The 19,095-nt window shown below is 63.9% G+C and carries 16 protein-coding genes; all 16 read right to left on the bottom strand.

The features are described 5' to 3' along the window. Positions 1-632 (bottom strand): CaiB/BaiF CoA transferase family protein (locus AC1DYX_RS14160; protein WP_477259770.1); only part of this gene is annotated, 632 nt, incomplete at its 3' end. Between the two features lie 25 nt (positions 633-657). Continuing rightward, positions 658-2,199, bottom strand: coding sequence for a Fic family protein (locus AC1DYX_RS14155; RefSeq protein ID WP_477259768.1), 1,542 nt, complete (start codon positions 2,197-2,199; stop codon positions 658-660). Positions 2,200-2,350: 151 nt separating this feature from the next. Further along, entirely contained in the window at positions 2,351-3,124 is a 774-nt protein-coding gene (locus AC1DYX_RS14150; RefSeq protein WP_477259766.1) for an enoyl-CoA hydratase, read from the bottom strand. Positions 3,125-3,322: 198 nt separating this feature from the next. Next, positions 3,323-4,519 (bottom strand): acetyl-CoA C-acyltransferase, encoded by a 1,197-nt coding sequence (locus AC1DYX_RS14145; protein ID WP_477259764.1) that lies wholly within the window; start codon positions 4,517-4,519, stop codon positions 3,323-3,325. 44 nt (positions 4,520-4,563) lie between these two features. Continuing rightward, positions 4,564-6,975: a 3-hydroxyacyl-CoA dehydrogenase/enoyl-CoA hydratase family protein gene (locus AC1DYX_RS14140; protein WP_477259762.1), complete on the bottom strand. Its 2,412-nt coding sequence runs from the start codon at positions 6,973-6,975 to the stop codon at positions 4,564-4,566. A 41-nt stretch (positions 6,976-7,016) separates the two neighbouring features. Continuing rightward, positions 7,017-8,807 (bottom strand): acyl-CoA dehydrogenase C-terminal domain-containing protein, encoded by a 1,791-nt coding sequence (locus tag AC1DYX_RS14135; RefSeq protein WP_477259760.1) that lies wholly within the window; start codon positions 8,805-8,807, stop codon positions 7,017-7,019. Between the two features lie 37 nt (positions 8,808-8,844). Continuing rightward, positions 8,845-9,474: a TetR/AcrR family transcriptional regulator gene (locus AC1DYX_RS14130; protein WP_477259774.1), complete on the bottom strand. Its 630-nt coding sequence runs from the start codon at positions 9,472-9,474 to the stop codon at positions 8,845-8,847. Between the two features lie 199 nt (positions 9,475-9,673). Then, positions 9,674-10,054 (bottom strand): RNA-binding S4 domain-containing protein, encoded by a 381-nt coding sequence (locus tag AC1DYX_RS14125; protein ID WP_477259772.1) that lies wholly within the window; start codon positions 10,052-10,054, stop codon positions 9,674-9,676. A 13-nt stretch (positions 10,055-10,067) separates the two neighbouring features. After that, positions 10,068-11,228, bottom strand: coding sequence for a cardiolipin synthase ClsB (clsB, locus tag AC1DYX_RS14120; protein ID WP_477259758.1), 1,161 nt, complete (start codon positions 11,226-11,228; stop codon positions 10,068-10,070). A 2-nt stretch (positions 11,229-11,230) separates the two neighbouring features. Continuing rightward, positions 11,231-12,058, bottom strand: a complete 828-nt coding sequence (locus tag AC1DYX_RS14115) for an endonuclease/exonuclease/phosphatase family protein (protein WP_477259756.1) — start codon at positions 12,056-12,058, stop codon at positions 11,231-11,233. 107 nt (positions 12,059-12,165) lie between these two features. Continuing rightward, positions 12,166-12,360, bottom strand: coding sequence for a hypothetical protein (locus AC1DYX_RS14110; protein WP_477259754.1), 195 nt, complete (start codon positions 12,358-12,360; stop codon positions 12,166-12,168). A 374-nt stretch (positions 12,361-12,734) separates the two neighbouring features. Further along, positions 12,735-14,411 (bottom strand): diguanylate cyclase, encoded by a 1,677-nt coding sequence (locus AC1DYX_RS14105; protein ID WP_477259752.1) that lies wholly within the window; start codon positions 14,409-14,411, stop codon positions 12,735-12,737. A gap of 212 nt (positions 14,412-14,623) precedes the next feature. Continuing rightward, a complete protein-coding gene (locus tag AC1DYX_RS14100) occupies positions 14,624-15,889 on the bottom strand; it encodes a lipoprotein-releasing ABC transporter permease subunit (RefSeq protein WP_477259750.1) in 1,266 nt (421 codons plus the stop codon). Beyond that, positions 15,886-16,344, bottom strand: coding sequence for a dihydroneopterin triphosphate diphosphatase (nudB, locus tag AC1DYX_RS14095; protein ID WP_477259748.1), 459 nt, complete (start codon positions 16,342-16,344; stop codon positions 15,886-15,888). Before nudB ends, AC1DYX_RS14100 begins: the two co-directional genes overlap by 4 nt. A 116-nt stretch (positions 16,345-16,460) precedes the next feature. Beyond that, positions 16,461-18,254, bottom strand: coding sequence for an aspartate--tRNA ligase (gene aspS, locus AC1DYX_RS14090; RefSeq protein WP_477259746.1), 1,794 nt, complete (start codon positions 18,252-18,254; stop codon positions 16,461-16,463). Positions 18,255-18,339: 85 nt separating this feature from the next. Further along, entirely contained in the window at positions 18,340-18,963 is a 624-nt protein-coding gene (locus tag AC1DYX_RS14085; RefSeq protein WP_477259744.1) for a DUF502 domain-containing protein, read from the bottom strand. Positions 18,964-19,095 lie beyond the last annotated feature (132 nt).

The raw sequence follows: 19,095 nt of genomic DNA, 5'->3' as shown, positions 1-19,095 counted from the left end.
GCCTCGTGCAGGGCGACGTCGATCACCTGGCCCTGGCCGCCATTGACCTTGCGGTGGTACAGCGCGGTGAGAATGCCGATCACGCCATGCAGCGCGGCCAGGGTGTCGCCAATCGACACGCCGCAGCGCACCGGCACCCGCCCCGGCTCACCGGTGAGGTGGCGCAGGCCGCCCATCGCCTCGCCGATCATGCCGAAGCCCGGCAGGTCGCGGTACGGCCCCGTCTGGCCATAACCCGAGATGCGCAACATGATGAGCCCCGGGTTCAGTTGCGACAGCACGTCCCAGCCCATGCCCCAGCCTTCCAGCGTGCCGGGACGGAAGTTCTCGATCAGCACGTCAGCCTCGGCGACGAGCTTGCGCGCGATCTCCTGGCCTTCGCTGCTGCGCAAGTCGAGCGCCAGCGAGCGCTTGTTGCGCGACTGGACCTGCCACCAGACGGAGGTTCCCTCCTTCATCATGCGCCAGTTACGCAGCGGATCGCCGCCGTCGGGTGCCTCGATCTTGATCACGTCGGCGCCGAAATCGCCGAGCGTCTTGCCGGCGAAGGGGCCGGCGATCAGCTGGCCCATTTCGATCACGCGCAGGCCGCGCAGGGGAAAGGCAGGTGTCGTGTTGGTATGTGTCGTCATGTTCTTCTCGTCGTTGCCTGATGCATTATTCCTGTTCCTCCACCGGCGGCTCCAGGGCATCCCGTACTGCGTTCACAACTGCCGCCCCGAGTTTCTCATCATGCAGTTGGGGGAAGGTCTTGAGCAGCTTGTTGGACAGTTTCCAGCCATTGTCCCGAACCGAGCGGATGATCTGGTCGATATCGGCATTGGGCCCTTCCAGGTAGTTCTTCACGCCCTCCCGTGCCCGCTCGATGCCGCGCAGATAGCTGGCCTCCTTGCTCATCTCCACTTCGATCGTGCGCCGTACGACATGCCCGACAAACTCGCTTTGCCGGGTCAGGTCGGGATACCGCCATGCCGGCAAAGCCTCGTCATAGGCATCGAAATGAAAATTGCTTTCCCCCCCATCCGGATACGTTTCCGCGGCGCCGAATTGGTAACGATCCTGGTACTTGAGCATCAGGGGCTTCGACAGGACTTCCAGGGAGCGATCATAACCTGCGCGCTCCCGTATGCTGTCGGTGATCGTTGCAGAGACAGGAAGAATGAACGGCGCCGGTACCGCACCATCGCGCCGCAGTATATCGTTGATCAGGAAACGGGAAATCCGCCCATTGCCGTCAGCCATGGGATGGATATACACGAATCCGAACGAAGCCACTGCCGCGCGCAATATTGACGAAGCGCCATACGTCTTCGCAAGAAAGGACTGCAGGCCTTGCAACAGTTCTTGAGTACGGTCCCAGTGCGGTGCGATGTAGTCGACGACGTCCGAAAACCCCGCCGTATGGCCGACGATGACAGGCGACCTGCGCAAGCCATAGCGTGTGGCGACGCCCAGGATCTCCGCCTGCAGTTCACACAGGACTTGCAGTGAGAGCGGATCGGTATCCCGGCCGCACCGGCTTTCCATGGCTGCGGCAAATCGGCGGACCCGGTCGACATGCTTTTCCTCATGCTCGATCTGGAAGCTCGCACGGCTTTCCTTGATCGATAACCAGACGGCGCTTCGCATCAGCAGATCGGCGCCAAACACACGTTCCAGTTCCTGCAATGCGTTTGCGCAGTCGTAGCGCTCGATTTGCGCAATCGCTTGTGTGCGTTCAACGACAGGACAGAATGCGGGCGAGCCAGGCAGATTATCCCGAACCCGCCAGCGCTGGACATTCGTCGATCTTGTTGGGGCCAAATACTTGTGCGGGTCCAAGGCGTCGACGTAGTTTCCGATCGTCAGATCAGGAACGTCGAGCCGGCGTCCGGTCAGCCATTCATAAAAAAAACCCGCACGGCGGGCGTAGGCGCCCGTGCGCTCATCAAGCACCCATGCTTCCAGTTCACGCGGCTGAATGACCTGGAATATGCGGTAGAGGAATTCGAGATGGACGACCTCGTGCTTCAGCGCGAATGTCAGATGGGCCGGAAGCGTCGGCTCTGGTCGTTGCGATAGAGGATAAGTTTCTTCGCGAACGTTGTCTGCAATAACTGTGCGACGATTCGAACCAACCTTGCTCTCCACGACAAATGGCTGTACTGGGGCAATGTCCAGCTGCTCGGCGAGCCATTTGAACCCAATGTAGCCGCTCATTTTCGATTATTCGCACTCAAATTTAATTATTTTTGAGTGTCTCATAAAAAAAGCGATTACAAAATTGTAGAGATGAAAACCTTCCCTGTTCGGTCACCGTAAAGTTCCGGCTACCGAACAGGGCGTGCTGGCTGTCTGGCTTAGCGCCGGCTCAGTCGAACTTGCTGAAGTCCGGCTTGCGCTTTTCAAAGAACGCAGTAAAGGCTTCCTTCGCCTCGGCGCCGACCAGCATCGCGCCGAACCGCTCGTTCTCCGCAGCGATGGTGTCCTTCACCAGTGCAGCACGCGACCGCTTCATGAGCGCCTTGGTCGTGCGGAGCGACGCGGCCGGCAGTTTAACGAGCTTGGCAGCCTGCCCCTGCGCGAACGTGAGCAGTTCCGCAGCCGGCAGCACGCGCGCCACGATGCCCATTTCAAACGCCTCCTGCGCGCCGAAGGCCTCGCCCAGCATCAACTTTTCCGCCGCGCGCGTATAGCCGGCGGCCTGTGTGACGAGCAGCGACGAGGCGAATTCCGGGCACAGGCCCAGMTGGGCGAACGGCATCGAGAATTTCGCGTTGTCGGCCGCGTACACGAGGTCGCAGTGCATCAGCATCGTGGTGCCGATGCCGACGGCGGCGCCGGCGACGGCGGCGACCACCGGCTTGGAGCAGCCTTCCAGTGCCTGCATGAACTGGAATACGGGACGGGACTCAAGCATCGACCCCGGTCCGACGTTGTGCCGGAAGTCTTCCAGGTCGTTGCCGGCCGTGAAGATCTCGGGCTTGCCCGTGATGAGGATGGCGCGGATCTGCGGGTCGGCGTCGGCGGCGCGCAAGGCGTCTGCCAAGGTCGTGTACATGGCGCCCGTGATCGCGTTCTTGCGTTCCGGGCGGTTGAATTCGAGGGTCAGGATGCCGTTGGCGGTGGTGGTCAGGATGTCCAATTCAGGTCTCCGTATATTCGTTGTGCCGTGACGTTGTAGCCCGATAGCGCGTCCATTCCAACGCTGGTTGAACGCGTGGGGTCATTCAGGCCGGGGGCCTGAATGACGGTGCCCACCCTACCGGCAACGCATCGGTCTTCGATTAAAAAAGGGCGCTGCGGTTGTGCCACAGCGCCCCTCCCATTTACGACGTGTGGATTACACGCGTTCGATGATGCCCGCCGCGCCCATGCCGGCGCCGACGCACATGGTGACCATGCCGTACTTCAGGTTGTTACGGCGCAGCGCGTGCACGACCGTGGCGGCACGGATCGCGCCGGTCGCGCCCAGCGGGTGGCCGAGGGCGATCGCGCCACCCATCGGGTTGACCTTGCTCGTGTCCAGGTTCAGGTCGCGGATCACGGCCAGTGCCTGTGCTGCGAAAGCTTCGTTCAGTTCGATCCAGTCCAGCTGGTCCTGCGTGATGCCGGCGGCGGCCAGCGCGGCGGGAATCGCGACCTTCGGACCGATGCCCATGATCTCCGGCGGTACGCCGCGCACGGCGAACGAGGAGAACCTGGCCAGCGGAGTCAGGTTGTGTTCCTTCAGGATCCTCTCGCTGACGACGATCAGCGCACCGGCGCCGTCCGACATCTGCGACGACGTCGCGGCCGTCACGGAACCCTTGGCGGCGAAGACGGGCTTCAGCTTCGCCATCGATTCCATGCTGGCGTCGGCGCGCGGGCCTTCGTCCAGGTCGACGGTGCGGCGCTTGACCTTGATCTCTCCCGTCGCCAGGTCGGGCGTGCGGGTGACGACTTCGACCGGGGTGATCTCGTCCTTGAACAGGCCGGCCTGCTGGGCGGCGATGGCTTTACGATGCGATTCCAGGCCGAAGGCGTCCTGGTCTTCGCGGCTCACCTTCCACTGGGTGGCGACCTTCTCGGCCGTCAGGCCCATGCCGTACGCCAGGCCGACGTTTTCATCCTTGAACGTCTCCATGTTGATCGACGGATGGTGGCCCATCATCGGCACCATCGACATCGATTCGACGCCGCCGGCGATCATCACGTCGGCCTCGCCGACGCGGATGCGGTCCGCGGCCATGGCCAGCGCCGTGATGCCCGAGGCGCAGTAGCGGTTGACGGTCACGCCGCCGACGGTGTTCGGCAGGCCGGCCAGCACGACGGCATTACGGGCCACGTTGAAGCCCTGCTCCGCTTCCGGGAACGAACAGCCGACGATCGCGTCGACGATCAGCGCCGGGTCCAGGTTCGGCACGGCCGCCATCGCGCCGCGGATCGCGTGCACCAGCAGATCGTCCGGACGGGTCTTGTTGAAGAAACCGCGCGGCGCCTTGCCGATCGGGGTACGGGTCGCTGCGACGATGTATGCGTCTTGAAGTTGTTTGCTCATGTCAGTAGTCCTTGTTGTCCGCGTATCGTTTAGTTACGTACCGCTCAGTTGCGGACAGGTTTCCCGTTTTGCATCATGCCCATGATGCGTTCCTGGGTCTTCGGATTGTTCAGCAGCGAGACGAATGCACGACGCTCCATGTCGAGCAGCCACTGCTCGGACACGACGCTGCCCTGGTCGACGTCGCCGCCCGAGACGATCTCCGCGATCGTGTCGCCCAGGTGGTAGTCATAGGCCGAGATGAAGCCGCCGTCGCGCATGTTGACCAGCTGGCCGCGGATCGTGCCCCAGCCGTAGCGGCCGGTGACGGTCACCGGGCGGCGCAGCGGTGCGCGGTAGCCGGCGTCGAACATCGAGCGCGCGGTGACCTTGGCCACGTGCAGCAGTTCGTACGGGTTGAAGACGATGATGTCGTCTTCCTTCAGGTAGCCCATGGCCTTCGCTTCGAGGGCCGACTTCGACACCTGGGCAGTGGCCGCGTTGGTGAAGCCCGTCTTCAGGAATTGCAGGATGTCGTTGCCCTTGGCGTCATTGGCCGCGCGCAGCGCCGCTTCCTTCAGGCCGCCGCCGGCCGGCACCAGGCCGACGCCCACTTCCACGAGGCCGATGTACGACTCGATCGAGGCGACGCGCTTCGACGCGTGCAGCGCCATCTCGCAGCCGCCGCCCAGCGCCAGGCCCGCCACCGCGGCCACGACCGGGATGTTCGAGTATTTCATCGCCATGAACGTGTCCTGCAGTTCCTTGACGATCGGATCCATCGCTTTCGCGCCCCCCGCCATGAAGGCCGGCAGGGCCGATTGCAGGTCGGCGCCGGCCGAGAACGGGCCGCCTTCCGCCGCATCGGTATTCCAGATCACGACGCCCTTGTAGCCCTTTCCGGCTTCCGCCAGCGCACGCTGGATGCCCTTGATGACGCCATCGCCGATCACGTGCATCTTCGTCTTCAGCGAGATGACGAGCACCTCGTCGCCCGAGTGCCACAGGCGCACGGAATCGTCTTCGAACACGGTGGTGCCGGCGGTCTTCGGATCGTCGCCGCCCGCGCCCACGACCGGTGCGCGGAACTGCTGGCGCTGGTACACAGGCAGGTCGGAACGCGGCACATAGGCGCTCTTCGTGACGGAGTACGAACCTTCAGGCGTGTGCACGCCCTTCTCCGCGACCGGTGCGCTGAACACCCAGGCCGGCAGCGGCGCATCGGTCAGGGCCTTGCCGGCCTCGACGTCTTCCTTGACCCACTGGGCGATGGTGTTCCAGCCGGCGGCCTGCCACGTCTCGAACGGACCGACGCTCCAGCCGAAACCCCAGCGCATCGCGAAGTCGACGTCGCGCGCATTGTCGGCGATGCTGTCGAGGTGGAACGCGATGTAGTGGAAGGCGTCGCGGAAGATCGCCCACAGGAACTGCGCCTGCGGATTCGTGGATTCGCGCATGGCCTTGAATTTCTTGACCGGATCCTTCTCTTTCAGGATGCGGGCGACGATGTCGGCGGCCTTGGCGCCGCCCGGCACGTATTCGCCGGTTGCGGTGTCCAGGCGCAGGATGTCCTTGCCGACTTTCTTGTAGAAGCCGGCGCCCGTCTTCTGGCCCAGTGCGCCCTTTTCGATCAGCTTCGCCAGCACGTCCGGCGTCTTGTACACGTCGAAGAACGGGTCATCCTTCAGGTTGTCCTGCATCGTCTTGATGACGTGGCCCATCGTGTCCAGGCCGACGACGTCCGCCGTGCGGAACGTGCCCGACTTGGCGCGACCCAGCTTGGCGCCGGTCAGGTCGTCGACGACGTCCACGGACAGGCCGAACTTCTCGGCTTCGTGGATCGTGGCCAGCATGCCGAAGATGCCGACGCGGTTGGCGATGAAGTTCGGCGTGTCCTTCGCACGCACCACGCCCTTGCCCAGCGCGGACGTCAGGAACGTTTCCAACTGGTCGAGGATTTCCGGACGGGTGGCCGCGGTCGGGATCAGCTCGACCAGGTGCATGTAGCGCGGCGGGTTGAAGAAGTGCACACCGCAGAAGCGCGCCTTCAGGTCGGCGTCGAAGCCTTCGGCCAGCTTCTCGATCGCCAGGCCCGACGTGTTCGACGCGAAGATGGCGTTCGGACCGATGTGCGGGGCGACCTTCTTGTACAGGTCGTGCTTCCAGTCCATGCGCTCGGCGATGGCTTCGATGATCAGGTCGCAGCCGGCCAGCACGTCGAGGTTGTCCTCGTAGTTGGCGACTTCGATCAGCGCCGCGTCGTCCTTGTTGCCCAGCGGGGCCGGCGACAGTTTTTTGAGGTTCTCGATCGCTTTCAAAACGATACCGTTCTTGTTACCGCCGGAGCTTTGCTCCGGCTTCGCAGGCAGGTCGAACAGCACGACCGGAACCTTGGCGTTGAGGCAGTGCGCAGCGATCTGCGCGCCCATCACGCCGGCGCCCAGCACGGCGACTTTCTTGACGATGAAATTGGTCATCTCTCGTAATCCTTAATGGCTCAGTTTGGTGACAGTGCGATTTAAAACAGGTCGGCGTCCAGCGCCATCAGGTTCGAAGCACCCGAACGTGCCTGGCGGATCAGCATCGCGGTTTCCGGATACAGGCGGGCGAAGTAGAAGCGTGCCGTCGCCAGTTTCGATTCGTAGAACTTGTCGCCCGAATCCTTCTTGGCCAGGGCGATCTTCGCCATCTGCGCGAAGAAGTACGAGAACACCATATGGCCTACGACGCGCAGGTAAGGCACGGCGGCGGCGCCCACTTCGTCCTGGTTCTGGAAGGCCTTCATGCCGATTTCCATCGTCAGCTTGCCGACCTTCTCGCCCAGTTCGCCCAGCGGGCTCACGAATTCGGACATCTGCTCGTCCAGGCCGTTCTCTTCGACGAACGCCTTGATCTTTTCGCCGAATGCGCGCAGCTTGGCACCGTTGTCCATCAGGATCTTACGGCCCAGCAGGTCCAGCGACTGCACGGTGTTCGTGCCCTCGTAGATCATGTTGATGCGGGCGTCGCGCACATATTGCTCCATGCCCCACTCGCTGATGTAGCCGTGGCCGCCGTACACCTGCATCGCTTCCGACGTGGCGATCCAGCCGTTGTCGGTGATGAAGGCCTTCACGATCGGGGTCAGCAGCGCGACTTCGCCGGCGGCTTCCTTGCGGACTTCTTCGTCCGGGTGGTTCAGTTCGCGGTCGATCTGCAGCGCCACGTACGACGTCAGGGCGCGCGCGCCTTCGGCGTAAGCCTTGGCGGTCAGCAGCATGCGGCGCACGTCCGGGTGGACGATGATCGGGTCGGCCGGCTTGTCCGGTGCCTTCGGGCCCGACAGGCTGCGCATCTGGATGCGGTCTTTCGCATACACCAGCGCGTTCTGGTAGGCCACTTCCGTCAGGCCCAGCGACTGCATGCCGACGCCCAGACGGGCCGCGTTCATGAACACGAACATCGCGTTCAGGCCCTTGTGCGGCTGGCCGATCAGGGTGCCGATGGCGCCGTCCAGGTTCATCTGGCAGGTCGAGTTGCCGTGGATGCCCATCTTTTCTTCGATGGCGCCGCAGGTGATGCCGTTGCGCTCACCGACGGAACCGTCGGCGTTCGGCAGGAACTTCGGCACGAGGAACAGCGAGATGCCTTTCGAGCCTTCCGGCGCATCCGGCAGGCGGGCCAGCACCAGGTGGACGATGTTTTCCGACATGTCGTGCTCGCCGGCCGAGATGAAGATCTTCGAACCGGTGATTTTATAAGTGCCGTCGGCCTGCGGTTCGGCCTTCGTGCGCAGCAGGCCCAGGTCGGTGCCGCAATGCGCTTCGGTCAGGCACATCGTGCCGGTCCACTCGCCCGAGACGAGTTTCGGCAGGTAGAACTTCTTCTGGTCGTCGGTGCCGTGTTCCTTCAGGCACTCGTACGCGCCGTGCGACAGGCCCGGGTACATGGTCCATGCCTGGTTCGACGAATTCAGCATCTCGTAGAACGAGTTGTTCAGGGAGACCGGCAGGCCCTGGCCGCCGTATTCCGGATCGCAGGCCAGCGCCGCCCAGCCGCCTTCCACATACTGTTTATAGGCTTCCTTGAAACCCTTGGGCGTGGTGACGGTCTTGGTGGCCGCATCGTAGTGGCAGCCTTCGCGGTCGCCACTGTGGTTCAGCGGGAACAGCACTTCCTGCGTGAATTTCGCGCCTTCTTCCAGCACCTGGTTGATGATGTCGGCCTCGATCTCCTGGTACGCCGGCAGGTTCTTGAATTCTTCGGTGACGTTGAGGAACTCGTGCAGAACGAACTGCATATCCCGAAGCGGCGCGACGTACTGACCCATGATTGTTCTCCTGACAGGTGAATATGGTGTGTATGAATTACTGGGCACCGACGGAATCCGCCTGGCTGCCTTGCTTGTTGGGGTTGCGATAATCTGCGACGAGGCGCGCAAAGCCGCGGTGTGCGCGGTCGACGGTGCCCGGGATACGCAGGAAGCGCGCATCGTGGTGCACCGCCAGCACGAGGCCGTACATCTCGTACACGAGCTGCTCGGGATCGGTGCCCGGCTTCAGGTCGCCGCATTCGATCGCCTGTTGCGCGCAGCGCAGCAGGGCACCCTGCCAGGTGCGCACCATGGCGACGAGTTCTTCGCGGATGGGGCCCGGACGGTCGTCGTACTCGACGGCGCCGCTGATATAGATGCAGCCGGACGCGATCTCGACCGAGACGCGCTTGAGCCACAGGTTGAACATCGCCTCCAGGCGCGGCAGGCCGCGTGCTTCCTTCAGGCTGGGGAAGAACACTTCCTGCTCGAAGCGGCGGTGGTACAGCTTGAGCACGTCGATCTGCAGGTCTTCGCGCGAACCGAAGTGCGCGAACACGCCCGATTTACTCATGTTCATGCGGTCGGCCAGCAGGCCGATGGTCAGGCCTTCGAGGCCGTCGCGGCTGGCGAGCTCGAGCGCAACATCGAGGATGGCGGCCCGCGTCATCTCGCCTTTGCGCATGCTCATCGATTTAGCTGTCGTGTTAATAATATGCCTCGCGTAAGTGAGGATTTGATCTTACCGAAAAAATCCGAACGCTCGTACTATTATCTACCAGCCTTGAAATGTCAAACGGGAACTTAGAGGCACCGTTCTAGTGCCTTGTCACAACAACGGACCGCCGCCTGCCGGGCACGGTCCGTGTCGGTGCGGCGGCTTGTCAGCTGCCGGCGCGGGTCAGGGCGCGGCGGTCGCGCTTGGTCGGGCGGCCCTTGATCGTGCTGCCCGGCTCGGGGAACAGGCGGCGCGCTTCCTGGTCGTTTTCGCGGCGCACGAGGCTCTCCTCCGTCTCGCGGTACAACGCCTGCGCGACCGGCGCCGGGCCGCGCTTGTCGGACAGGCCCAGCACCACCACCTCCCAGCGGTTCGAACCGTTGTCGATGAAAATCTTATCATCGACTTTCACGGAACGGGCAGGTTTGACGGGCTCGCCGCCGATCCGCACGCGACCGCGGTCGACCGCATCCGCCGCCAGCGAGCGCGTCTTGAAAAAGCGTGCGGCCCACAGCCATTTGTCGATTCGTACGTTGGTCTCTTCCATCATATCCTTCCACTCATGCGTAGCCGATCGCGACCACGCGCATCGTCATTCTATAGAGAAGATAAGCCATTGCGTGGCCGCAGCGCCGCACCCAACTCAGTTGCCGCAGGTCATCCATGCATATCTGCACGCCATCAGCGACACCCCGCTCGATCTGGCGCGCAAGACTCGCGGCAAACCGCGCATCACGCACGACGACATTCGCTTCCTGGTTGACGAACAGCGACAGCCCGTCGCAATTGCTGGAACCGACCGTCGCCCAGCTGTCGTCCACGACGGCGACTTTCGCATGCAACTGGGTCTTGCGGTACTCGACGATGCGCACCCCAGCCGCCAGCAGCTGCGGGTAGAACGACGACGCGACGGCATCCTGCATGCGGAATTCGCCCACACCGATGAGCAGGCACACGTCGACGCCGCGCCGCGCCGCCTGGCACAGCGCATCGCGAAACTTGCGGTGCGGCGCGAAATACGGCGTGGCCATCAGCACGCGCCTGCGCGCGCGGCCGATCGCCTGCAGGTAGGCGCGCTGGATCGTACGGCGGTTACGCAGGTTGTCGCGCACGACGAAGGCGGCGCGCATCGGATGGTCACCCAACGCAGCCGGTTGCTTGCGCATTTCGCGGAACAGATTGATGCGCCGGACGAGCGGCAGATGGCCCGCGCGCGCCCACTGGGCCTGGGCTTCGCGATGGATCTCGGTCACGAGCGGCCCGCGCACGCGCACGGCGAAATCCCAGCGGGGCGCCGGCAACGACGCGTGCGGTTCGTAGTCGTGCAGGTTGTCGTCGTTCGTGTTGATGCCGCCGACGAAGGCGACCTGGCGGTCCATCACGGCGATCTTGCGGTGACTGCGCGCGGCACCGCGCTTGAACCACGGATTGAACATGCGATAGTGCACGCCGGCCGCGCAGAGTTCTTCCTTCAGCCGGCAGGCGATGCGATGGCCGGTGCCGAACCAGTCGGCCAGCACGCGCACCTTGACGCCGCGCCGGGCGGCACGCGTCAGCGCATCCGTGACGGCACGCGCCGTGTCATCCTCGGCATAGATATAGGTCTCGTACAGGATCTCGTGCTGTGCCGCATCGATGGCGGCCAGCAGCGTCGGAAAATAAGTACTGCCGCTTTCGAGGAGGGTAACGTCGTTGTTGGCTACATAAGTAACGGTGCGCATCGCTATGCCAGCTGCAGGTTGGCCACGATCGGTGCGTGGTCCGACAGGCGCGCCCACTGCGGGCCGTGCAGCACTTCGGCATGCTCGACCCTGAAGCCGCGCACATAGATCCGGTCGAGCCGGAACCAGGGCAGCGCGGCAGGAAACGTCCGCGCCGGCACCAGGCGTTTTTCGCGCCCGGCGACAGTTCTTACCATATCACCGATCCGCGCGCCCAGTCGAGCCGGCCGCTCCAGTTCATCGAATACCTCAACGACGCCCAGTTTCAGGCGCAGGCAATCGCTGAGCGTGTTGCGCCAGTCGTTGAAGTCGCCGGCGATGATGACAGGTTCGTCCCGACGTGCCGAGTCCTCCACGCACTGGACCAGCGCCTCTGTCTGGCGCCGGCGGCTGACCTCGAACAGGCCCAGGTGCACCACGTAGCAATGCACGTTGCCGGACGGCGTCTCCAGTATGCAGTGCAGGATGCCGCGCTGCTCGTAGGCATGGTCGGACACATCGTGGTTGAGCATATTCGCGATCGGAAAGCCGGACAGCAGCGCGTTGCCATGGTGGCCGTGGTCGTACACGGCGTTCATGCCATAGGCGGCATGCAGGTTTTCACCCGCAAAGAATTCGTGCTGCGCCTTTTCCGGCCAGTGATGATGCGGGCTGCGCACTTTTTCGCCATAGCGCGCCTGGTAGCGGTCGTGCCGCCCCTGCACTTCCTGCAGGAACACGACGTCCGCATCGAAGGCACCGATGGCTTTTTTCAGCGCCAGCACGCGCGGCGTACTACGAAACGAAGAAACGCCCTTGTGGATGTTGTAGGTCGCAACACGGATTTTCATGGGGACATTGTAACCCCATCAGTCCATGCCCTTCCCGGGCGGGGAGCGCAATCGTGCGCGGGGCGCTCGTCCCGGCTCATAGCCAGGACGAGCCTGGGTGGAACGTCTTAGGGGGCGACGGCGGACCGCCTGAATTCGCCTTTCGGCAGAGGACGTGCTTCGGGTGGAATGACGGGATCACGGTAGACCGGGTTCGTGCGCAACGGGCCCATCAGGCGTAGACCGCTTAATAGTTCGATGCACAGGAAATCGTCATCGACGCCAACATCCTTGACCTTCTGCTCGTGTCTGCGTTCGCTCATGGTTTCTCCCTTTGTTGGACATTGCTAAACGAAAAGTCGCTGAAAACGACTAATTGACATTAAACAAATCGTTTCTCACTGTCAAACGAACGATTGTATCGTGCGAAATCAATTTCCCTAAATAAAATTCCGACGCTAGAGTACAGATCGGCCGTCTGAGCCGACATTATGCAGGATTGATCAGGCAAAAATCACAAATAATCACATAAAGTAATTGGTCTACAACGTTAATTTACTACTTTTAGTAACAAGCGTTGACCTTCACACACCGAGTAGGCTGTCAAAACGATATGCCAGGGTTCTGTCCGCCACCGCCGATTTCGACCGTACCGCCATCCGGAAGTTCCGGCCCGGCGATCGCCCAGCAGCCGCGCCTACGCCTCCGCCACCACGCGGTTGCGGCCATATTGCTTGGCGCGGTACAGCGCCTTGTCGGCGGCCCAGAACAACGCCTCGGCATCCTGCGCGTGTACCGGATAGGCCGCGACGCCGAACGATGCCGTCACACGCTCCGGCCCCTCGCCTTCCGGGTTCGGCGGGATGGCGGCCAGCGCGACGCGGATCGCTTCCGCGCGCCTGCTCGCGTCCGCGGCCGAGCACTCCGGGAGCAGTAGCACCATCTCCTCGCCACCGTAGCGGCAGGCGATGTCGCCCTCGCGGATACCCAGGCGCAGTTGCTGGGCGATGGTACGCAGCACGGCGTCGCCGATGGCGTGGCCGTAGTCGTCGTTGACGCGCTTGAAGTGGTCGATGTCGACCAGCACGAGGCTCACGGGCACGTTCTTGCGGCGCGCCCGCGCCAGCTCGCGTTTCATGGCGGCGTCGAAGTGACGCCGGTTGAACAGGCCCGTCAGCGGATCGAGCACCGACTGCCGGCGCAGCGATTCACGCAGGCGCGCATTCCCGAGCGCCAGCGCGAGCTGCTCGGCGACCGTCACCGCGAGCCGCTCCTGCGTCTCCTGTTCCGGCCCGGCTGCCAGCCCCTCCAGGTGCAGCATGCCGACCAGGTCGTCGTGCGTGACGAGCGGGATGCACAGGCGGCCCGCCGCCTCGTCCGCCGGCTTGCGGTAGTGAGCGCAGGCTGGCGCGCCATAAGCGGCAGTCCGGTAGCGCGACCCGTGGCGCAGCGCCCAGCACGATTCGATGTCCATCTCCGCCGGCTGCTCGGACGGCGTGCCCCACTGCGTGTGCCGGTCCAGCATGTGGTCGTCGTCGTCGCGCAGCAGGAACAGCGTGCCGGACACGCCGGGCAGCAGCTTCGGCAGCGTACGCGCGATCACGGGACCGGCGTCCGGCACCGCCGCCACGGCGTCGACGGCGCGCAGCAGCTCGGCGATCTGTTTCAGCTCGCGGTTGTGGCGCGTCGTCTGGGCGACGGCCTCGGTCAGCTGGCCGGCCTGCGCTTCCAGCTGCGCCGCCACGTCGCGCCGTGCGCGCAGCATGCGCGTGACGACCAGCAGCAGCATGCCCAGCACGACGATGTTGAAAGCGGTGGCCGCGACGCTCACGTAGAACGACCGTTCCGAGCGCGCCAGCAAATCGGTTCGCAGCGCATCGAGCCGGGCGTTGGCGCGCGCGTCGTCCGTCGCCATGATCTGGCGCAGGTCGTCCATGTACATCTTGCCGCGCATCGAGCTGACCACGCGCTCTGTCGCCGCAAAACCCGCGCGGCGGCGCAACGCGATGGTCTCGTCGAGTTCGGCCATCTTCAGATCCACCAGCCGCGCGATGCGCCATACCGTGGTCCGCTCGGTATCCGTGCGCGCCTTGTCCTTGGCCTCATGCAGGGCCGATGGCAGCGTGCTCCGCGCCTGCTCATACGGCGCGAGGAAGACGTCGTTGCCCGTGATGACGAAGCCGCGCTGCGCCGTCTCGGCATCGCGCACGCTGGTCAGGATGTCATCCAGGCGCTGCTGCGCGCGTTGCTCGGCGTGCGCCTGCGCCAGCAGGACGTTGACGGAGCGGTTCAGCCAGAACGGTACGGCCGCCACCAAAACCATGATGGTGAAGACGGCAAGGGCGACGAATGTCAGGTGTCTTGCGCTGCGCATGCGGTCGATCTGTAAATATTTTCTGTAAAGCAAGAGAACATAGCACAGATTGTGACGCGCACGGTTGAAATGAAAGATTTAAACCATTCAAATCGGATTTTGTTGGCTGTGTTCGCGTTGATTCGGTAAACGAGCACCAACCGAGCACCAACCCGCTAACCGAACAAATTAAAGTTCACATAACAAACGCGAACACAGCCTTTTGTTTACGGTTACTCGTAGCGCAGCGCCTCGGCCGGATGCGCGCGCGCCGCCGACCAGCTCGGGTACAGCGTGGCGATGAAGGCCAGCAGCACGGCCACGCCGCCTACGCGCGCGACGTCGCTCCAGTGCACGTCCGACGGGATCTCGCTGATGAAATAAATGTCCTTGTCGAGGAAGTGGGCGCCGGAGACGCGCTCGATGAGGGGAACGATCACGTCGATGTTGCACGCGACGAGGACGCCCAGCCCGACGCCGATCAGCGTCCCGAGCAGGCCCACGAGCGTGCCCTGCACGATGAAGATGCGCATGACGGCGCCCGGCGACGCGCCCAGCGTGCGCAGGATGGCGATCTCGGCCCGCTTGTCGCGCACCGTCATGACGAGGGTCGAGACGAGGTTGAACGCGGCGACGGCGACGATCATGGCCAGGATCACGAACATCATGCGCTTTTGCGATTGCACGGCAGCGAACCAGGTCGCGTTCACCCGCGACCAGTCGCGCATGAACAGTTCTCCCGTCATGCTCTGTTTCAGTTCCACCGCCACGCGCGGCGCGGCATTCATGTCGGCCAGGCGCAGGCGCAGCCCGGATGGCGCCGTCAGGCCCGCCAGCGCCTCGGCATCGTCGAGGTGGACGAAGGCGAGGGTCGAATCGAACTGATAATGCCCTGCCTCGAAGATGCCGGCCACCGTGAACGCATGCGGCCGCGGGAGCATGCCCGCGACGCCGCCCTGGCCGGGTGCGCCTGGAGCCGCCATCATCAGCGTGATCCGCTCGCCCACGCGCACGCCGAGCGCGCGCGCCAGCGCGCTGCCCAGCACAATGTTCGACGAGCCGGCCGTGAGCACCCCCAGGCGGCCTTCGCGCATTTGACGCGCGACGTCGGAGACCTGCGGCTCCATGTCCGGCAGGATGCCGCGGATCACGGCCGGCTTCATCGTATCGTCGCGCACGAGCATGCCTTCCGTCTCGACGAACGGCGCGGCGCCGCGCACCTCGGGGTTGCGGAACGCAGCCTGCGCCTGCGCGCGCCAGTCCGGCATGCTGCCGCGCGCATCGAACACCTCGACGTGCGCCAGCACGGACAGCATGCGCGCCGTGACTTCCTTCTCGAAGCCGTTCATCACGGACAGGACGACGATCAGCGCCGCCACGCCCAGCGCGATGCCGGACACGGAGATCAGGGAAATGAAGGAGATGAAGCTGTTACGGCTGCTGCGCTTGCCCGCACGGGTGTAGCGCAGGCCGATCATCCATTCGTAGGGCAGGTTCATCGCGTGCCTTGGTAATGCCTGGGAATCTGCAGGATGGCCTCGGCGTTCGAGGAGGAGAAGCACCGGTCGGCGGCCTCCAGCAGCGGCAGCCAGGCGTATTGCAGGTGCTCGCGCGGCGCGAGGGTGATGGTGATGTCGCGCGGGACGCAGACGGAGAACACGTGTTCCGTGTTGTGGGTGACGCCGGGCGCGTAGCGGTGGCGCCAGGTCTGATAGATCTCGTAGACGTTGGACAGATACCAGTCGCGCAGGACGATGCGCTCGCCGTCGGCGCCGATGCCCGTTTCCTCGAACAATTCGCGGGTCGCCGTCTCCAGCAGCGGCTCGTCGGGGCGGTCGAGGGAACCGGTGACGGATTGCCAGAAGCCGGGCCGGTCGGCGCGTTCGATCAGCAGCACCTCGAGGTCGGTGGTGTGGATGACGACGAGGACCGATTCGGGGATTTTGTGGGGCATGGAGATTATTGTAACGTACCCCCAAACGTCGTAGGGTGGGCGGCCCTCCGCCCACGCGGTGACGCCAACGAATCGCATGCGTCACGCGTGGGCACGGGGTGCCCACCCTACGATTTTTATGCGACCTTCGGCTCGTTACGCAGACGGATATGCAGCTCGCGCAGCTGCTTCTCGTCGACTTCCGACGGCGCATTGGTCAACAGGTCCTGCGCGCGCTGGGTCTTCGGGAACGCGATCACGTCGCGGATCGACTCGGAGCCCGTCATCAGCGTGATCAGGCGATCCAGGCCGAACGCCAGGCCGCCGTGCGGCGGGGCGCCGTACTGCAGGGCGTCGAGCAGGAAGCCGAACTTCAGCTGCGCTTCTTCGGCATCGATCTTCAGCGCGCGGAACACCTTGCTCTGGACTTCCTCGCGGTGGATACGGATCGAGCCGCCGCCCAGTTCCCAGCCGTTCAGGACCATGTCGTAGGCCTTGGCGACGCAGGCGCCCGGGTTCGTCTCGAGCATGTCTTCGTGGCCGTCCTTCGGTGCCGTGAACGGGTGGTGCGTCGCATTCCAGCGGTCGCCTTCGTCGTCGTACTCGAACATCGGGAAGTCGATGACCCACAGCGGCGCCCAGACCTCGTCGAACAGGCCGGCCTTCTTGCCGAATTCCGAGTGGCCGATCTTCACGCGCAGCGCGCCGATCGAGTCGTTCACGACCTTGGCCTTGTCCGCACCGAAGAAGATCAGGTCGCCGTCTTCGGCACCGGTCAGTTCCAGCACTTTCGCCAGCACGTCGTCCGAGATGTTCTTGACGATCGGCGACTGCAGGCCATCTCGGCCCTTGGCCTTCTCGTTGACCTTGATGTAGGCGAGGCCCTTGGCGCCGTAGATGCCGACGAATTGCGTGTACGCGTCGATTTCCGAACGCGGCATCGAACCGCCCTGCGGCACGCGCATGCCGACGACGCGGCCGCCCACCATGTTCGCGGCGTTGTTGAAGACCTTGAATTCCACGGTCTTCATCAGCTCCGTCAGTTCGGTGAACTGCAGCTTCACGCGCATGTCCGGCTTGTCCGAACCGTACAAGCCCATGGCGGTGGCGAAGTCCATCACCGGGAACGGGTTCGGCAGGTCGATGCCGGCGGCGTTCTTGAAGACGACGCGCATCATGTCTTCGAACAGGTCACGGATTTCCTGCTCGGTCAGGAACGACGTCTCGCAGTCGATCTGGGTGAATTCCGGCTGGCGGTCGGCGCGCAGGTCTTCGTCGCGGAAGCACTTGGTGATCTGGTAGTAGCGGTCGAAGTTGGCGACCATCAGCAGCTGCTTGAACAGCTGCGGCGACTGCGGCAGCGCGAAGAAGTTGCCCGGGTTGACGCGCGACGGCACCAGGTAGTCGCGCGCGCCTTCCGGCGTGGACTTGGTCAGCATCGGGGTCTCGATGTCGATGAAGCCCAGGTTGTCCAGGTATTTGCGCACTTCCATCGACACCTTGTAGCGCAGGCGCAGGTTGTGCTGCATCTGCTGGCGGCGCAGGTCGAGCACGCGGTGCGTCAGGCGCGTCGTTTCCGACAGGTTGTCGTCGTCCAGCTGGAACGGCACCGGCACGGAGGCGTTCAGCACTTCCAGGTTCGTGGTGTTGATCTCGATCTTGCCCGACTTCAGGTTGGCGTTGGCGGTGCCCTCCAGGCGGTTCACGACGGTGCCGGTGACGCGCAGGCAGTACTCGTTACGGACGTGCTCGGCGACCTTGAAGACCTCCGCATTGTCGGGGTGGCAGACGACCTGCACCAGACCTTCACGGTCGCGCAGGTCGATGAAGATCACCCCGCCGTGGTCGCGGCGGCGGTGCACCCAGCCGCACAGGCTGACGGTTTGGCCCAGCAGCTCTTCGGTCACGAGGCCGCAGTAGTGAGTACGCATGGAGGACATAGTTTTTCGATCCTGGTTGGTTGATTCGGTGGCCCGCGTTCGGCGCGGGCCTGGATTCTTTGCTGCCTTGTTTGTTCTATTCCGTCGTGGCGACGGGACGCGCGCCGATGGCGGCCCCGGCCGGCGGCGGGGGCGCCACGACGCCCATCGAGACGATGTACTTGAGGGCCGTGTCGACCGTCATGTCCAGCTCGACGACCCGGCTGCGCTCCATCATCAGGAAGAAGCCGGACGTCGGATTGGGCGTGGTCGGCACGTACACGCTCACGTACTCGCCCACCAGGTGGTTCTGGACGTCGCCGCCCGGCACGCCGGTCAGGAAGGCGATCGTGTACGAGTGCTCGTGCGGATACGGGATCAGGACGGCCTTGCGGAACGCGTTGCCCGACGAGGAGAACAGCGTGTCCGACACCTGCTTGACGCTGCCGTAGATCGAGTTCACGACCGGGATGCGCTGCAGCAGCCGCTCCCACAGCCGCACGAACCACTTGCCGACCAGGTTGTTGGTCAGCACGCCGGTCAGGAACACGATGGCCAGCGTGATGATGGCGCCCAGGCCCGGGATATAGGTCCCCGGCCGCCAGCCCTGCGGCACGAGCACGAGCGACTGGTCCAGCGTGGCGATCACGAAGTGCAACACCCACACCGTGATCGCCAGGGGAACCAGCACCAGCGCGCCAGTGATGAAATATTTACGCATCGTTTGTCGTCCAGGTCTCGTCCAGGGATGAATGGCGCTCATTATGCGCCGGCCGCGCGGCCGGCGCGGCGATCAGGTACTGCTGGTGTCCTTGGCCGGCGCGGCCGCGGGCGCCGGCGCGGCGGGCGCCGC

Source organism: Massilia sp. P2_C2, assembly GCF_056404615.1.
This window is presented reverse-complemented; position numbering and strand designations above follow the sequence as displayed.

Bases quoted from the DNA above. Each gene is read 5' to 3' on its own strand.
- AC1DYX_RS14155 (WP_477259768.1), bottom strand. From the start codon at position 2,199: ATGAGCGGCTACATTGGGTTCAAATGGCTCGCCGAGCAGCTGGACATT.
- AC1DYX_RS14105 (WP_477259752.1), bottom strand. From the start codon at position 14,411: ATGCGCAGCGCAAGACACCTGACATTCGTCGCCCTTGCCGTCTTCACC.
- clsB (WP_477259758.1), bottom strand. From the start codon at position 11,228: ATGCGCACCGTTACTTATGTAGCCAACAACGACGTTACCCTCCTCGAA.
- AC1DYX_RS14110 (WP_477259754.1), bottom strand. From the start codon at position 12,360: ATGAGCGAACGCAGACACGAGCAGAAGGTCAAGGATGTTGGCGTCGAT.
- AC1DYX_RS14140 (WP_477259762.1), bottom strand. From the start codon at position 6,975: ATGACCAATTTCATCGTCAAGAAAGTCGCCGTGCTGGGCGCCGGCGTG.
- AC1DYX_RS14125 (WP_477259772.1), bottom strand. From the start codon at position 10,054: ATGGAAGAGACCAACGTACGAATCGACAAATGGCTGTGGGCCGCACGC.
- nudB (WP_477259748.1), bottom strand. From the start codon at position 16,344: ATGCCCCACAAAATCCCCGAATCGGTCCTCGTCGTCATCCACACCACC.
- aspS (WP_477259746.1), bottom strand. From the start codon at position 18,254: ATGCGTACTCACTACTGCGGCCTCGTGACCGAAGAGCTGCTGGGCCAA.
- AC1DYX_RS14100 (WP_477259750.1), bottom strand. From the start codon at position 15,889: ATGAACCTGCCCTACGAATGGATGATCGGCCTGCGCTACACCCGTGCG.
- AC1DYX_RS14085 (WP_477259744.1), bottom strand. From the start codon at position 18,963: ATGCGTAAATATTTCATCACTGGCGCGCTGGTGCTGGTTCCCCTGGCG.
- AC1DYX_RS14115 (WP_477259756.1), bottom strand. From the start codon at position 12,058: ATGAAAATCCGTGTTGCGACCTACAACATCCACAAGGGCGTTTCTTCG.
- AC1DYX_RS14145 (WP_477259764.1), bottom strand. From the start codon at position 4,519: ATGAGCAAACAACTTCAAGACGCATACATCGTCGCAGCGACCCGTACC.
- AC1DYX_RS14130 (WP_477259774.1), bottom strand. From the start codon at position 9,474: ATGCGCAAAGGCGAGATGACGCGGGCCGCCATCCTCGATGTTGCGCTC.
- AC1DYX_RS14135 (WP_477259760.1), bottom strand. From the start codon at position 8,807: ATGGGTCAGTACGTCGCGCCGCTTCGGGATATGCAGTTCGTTCTGCAC.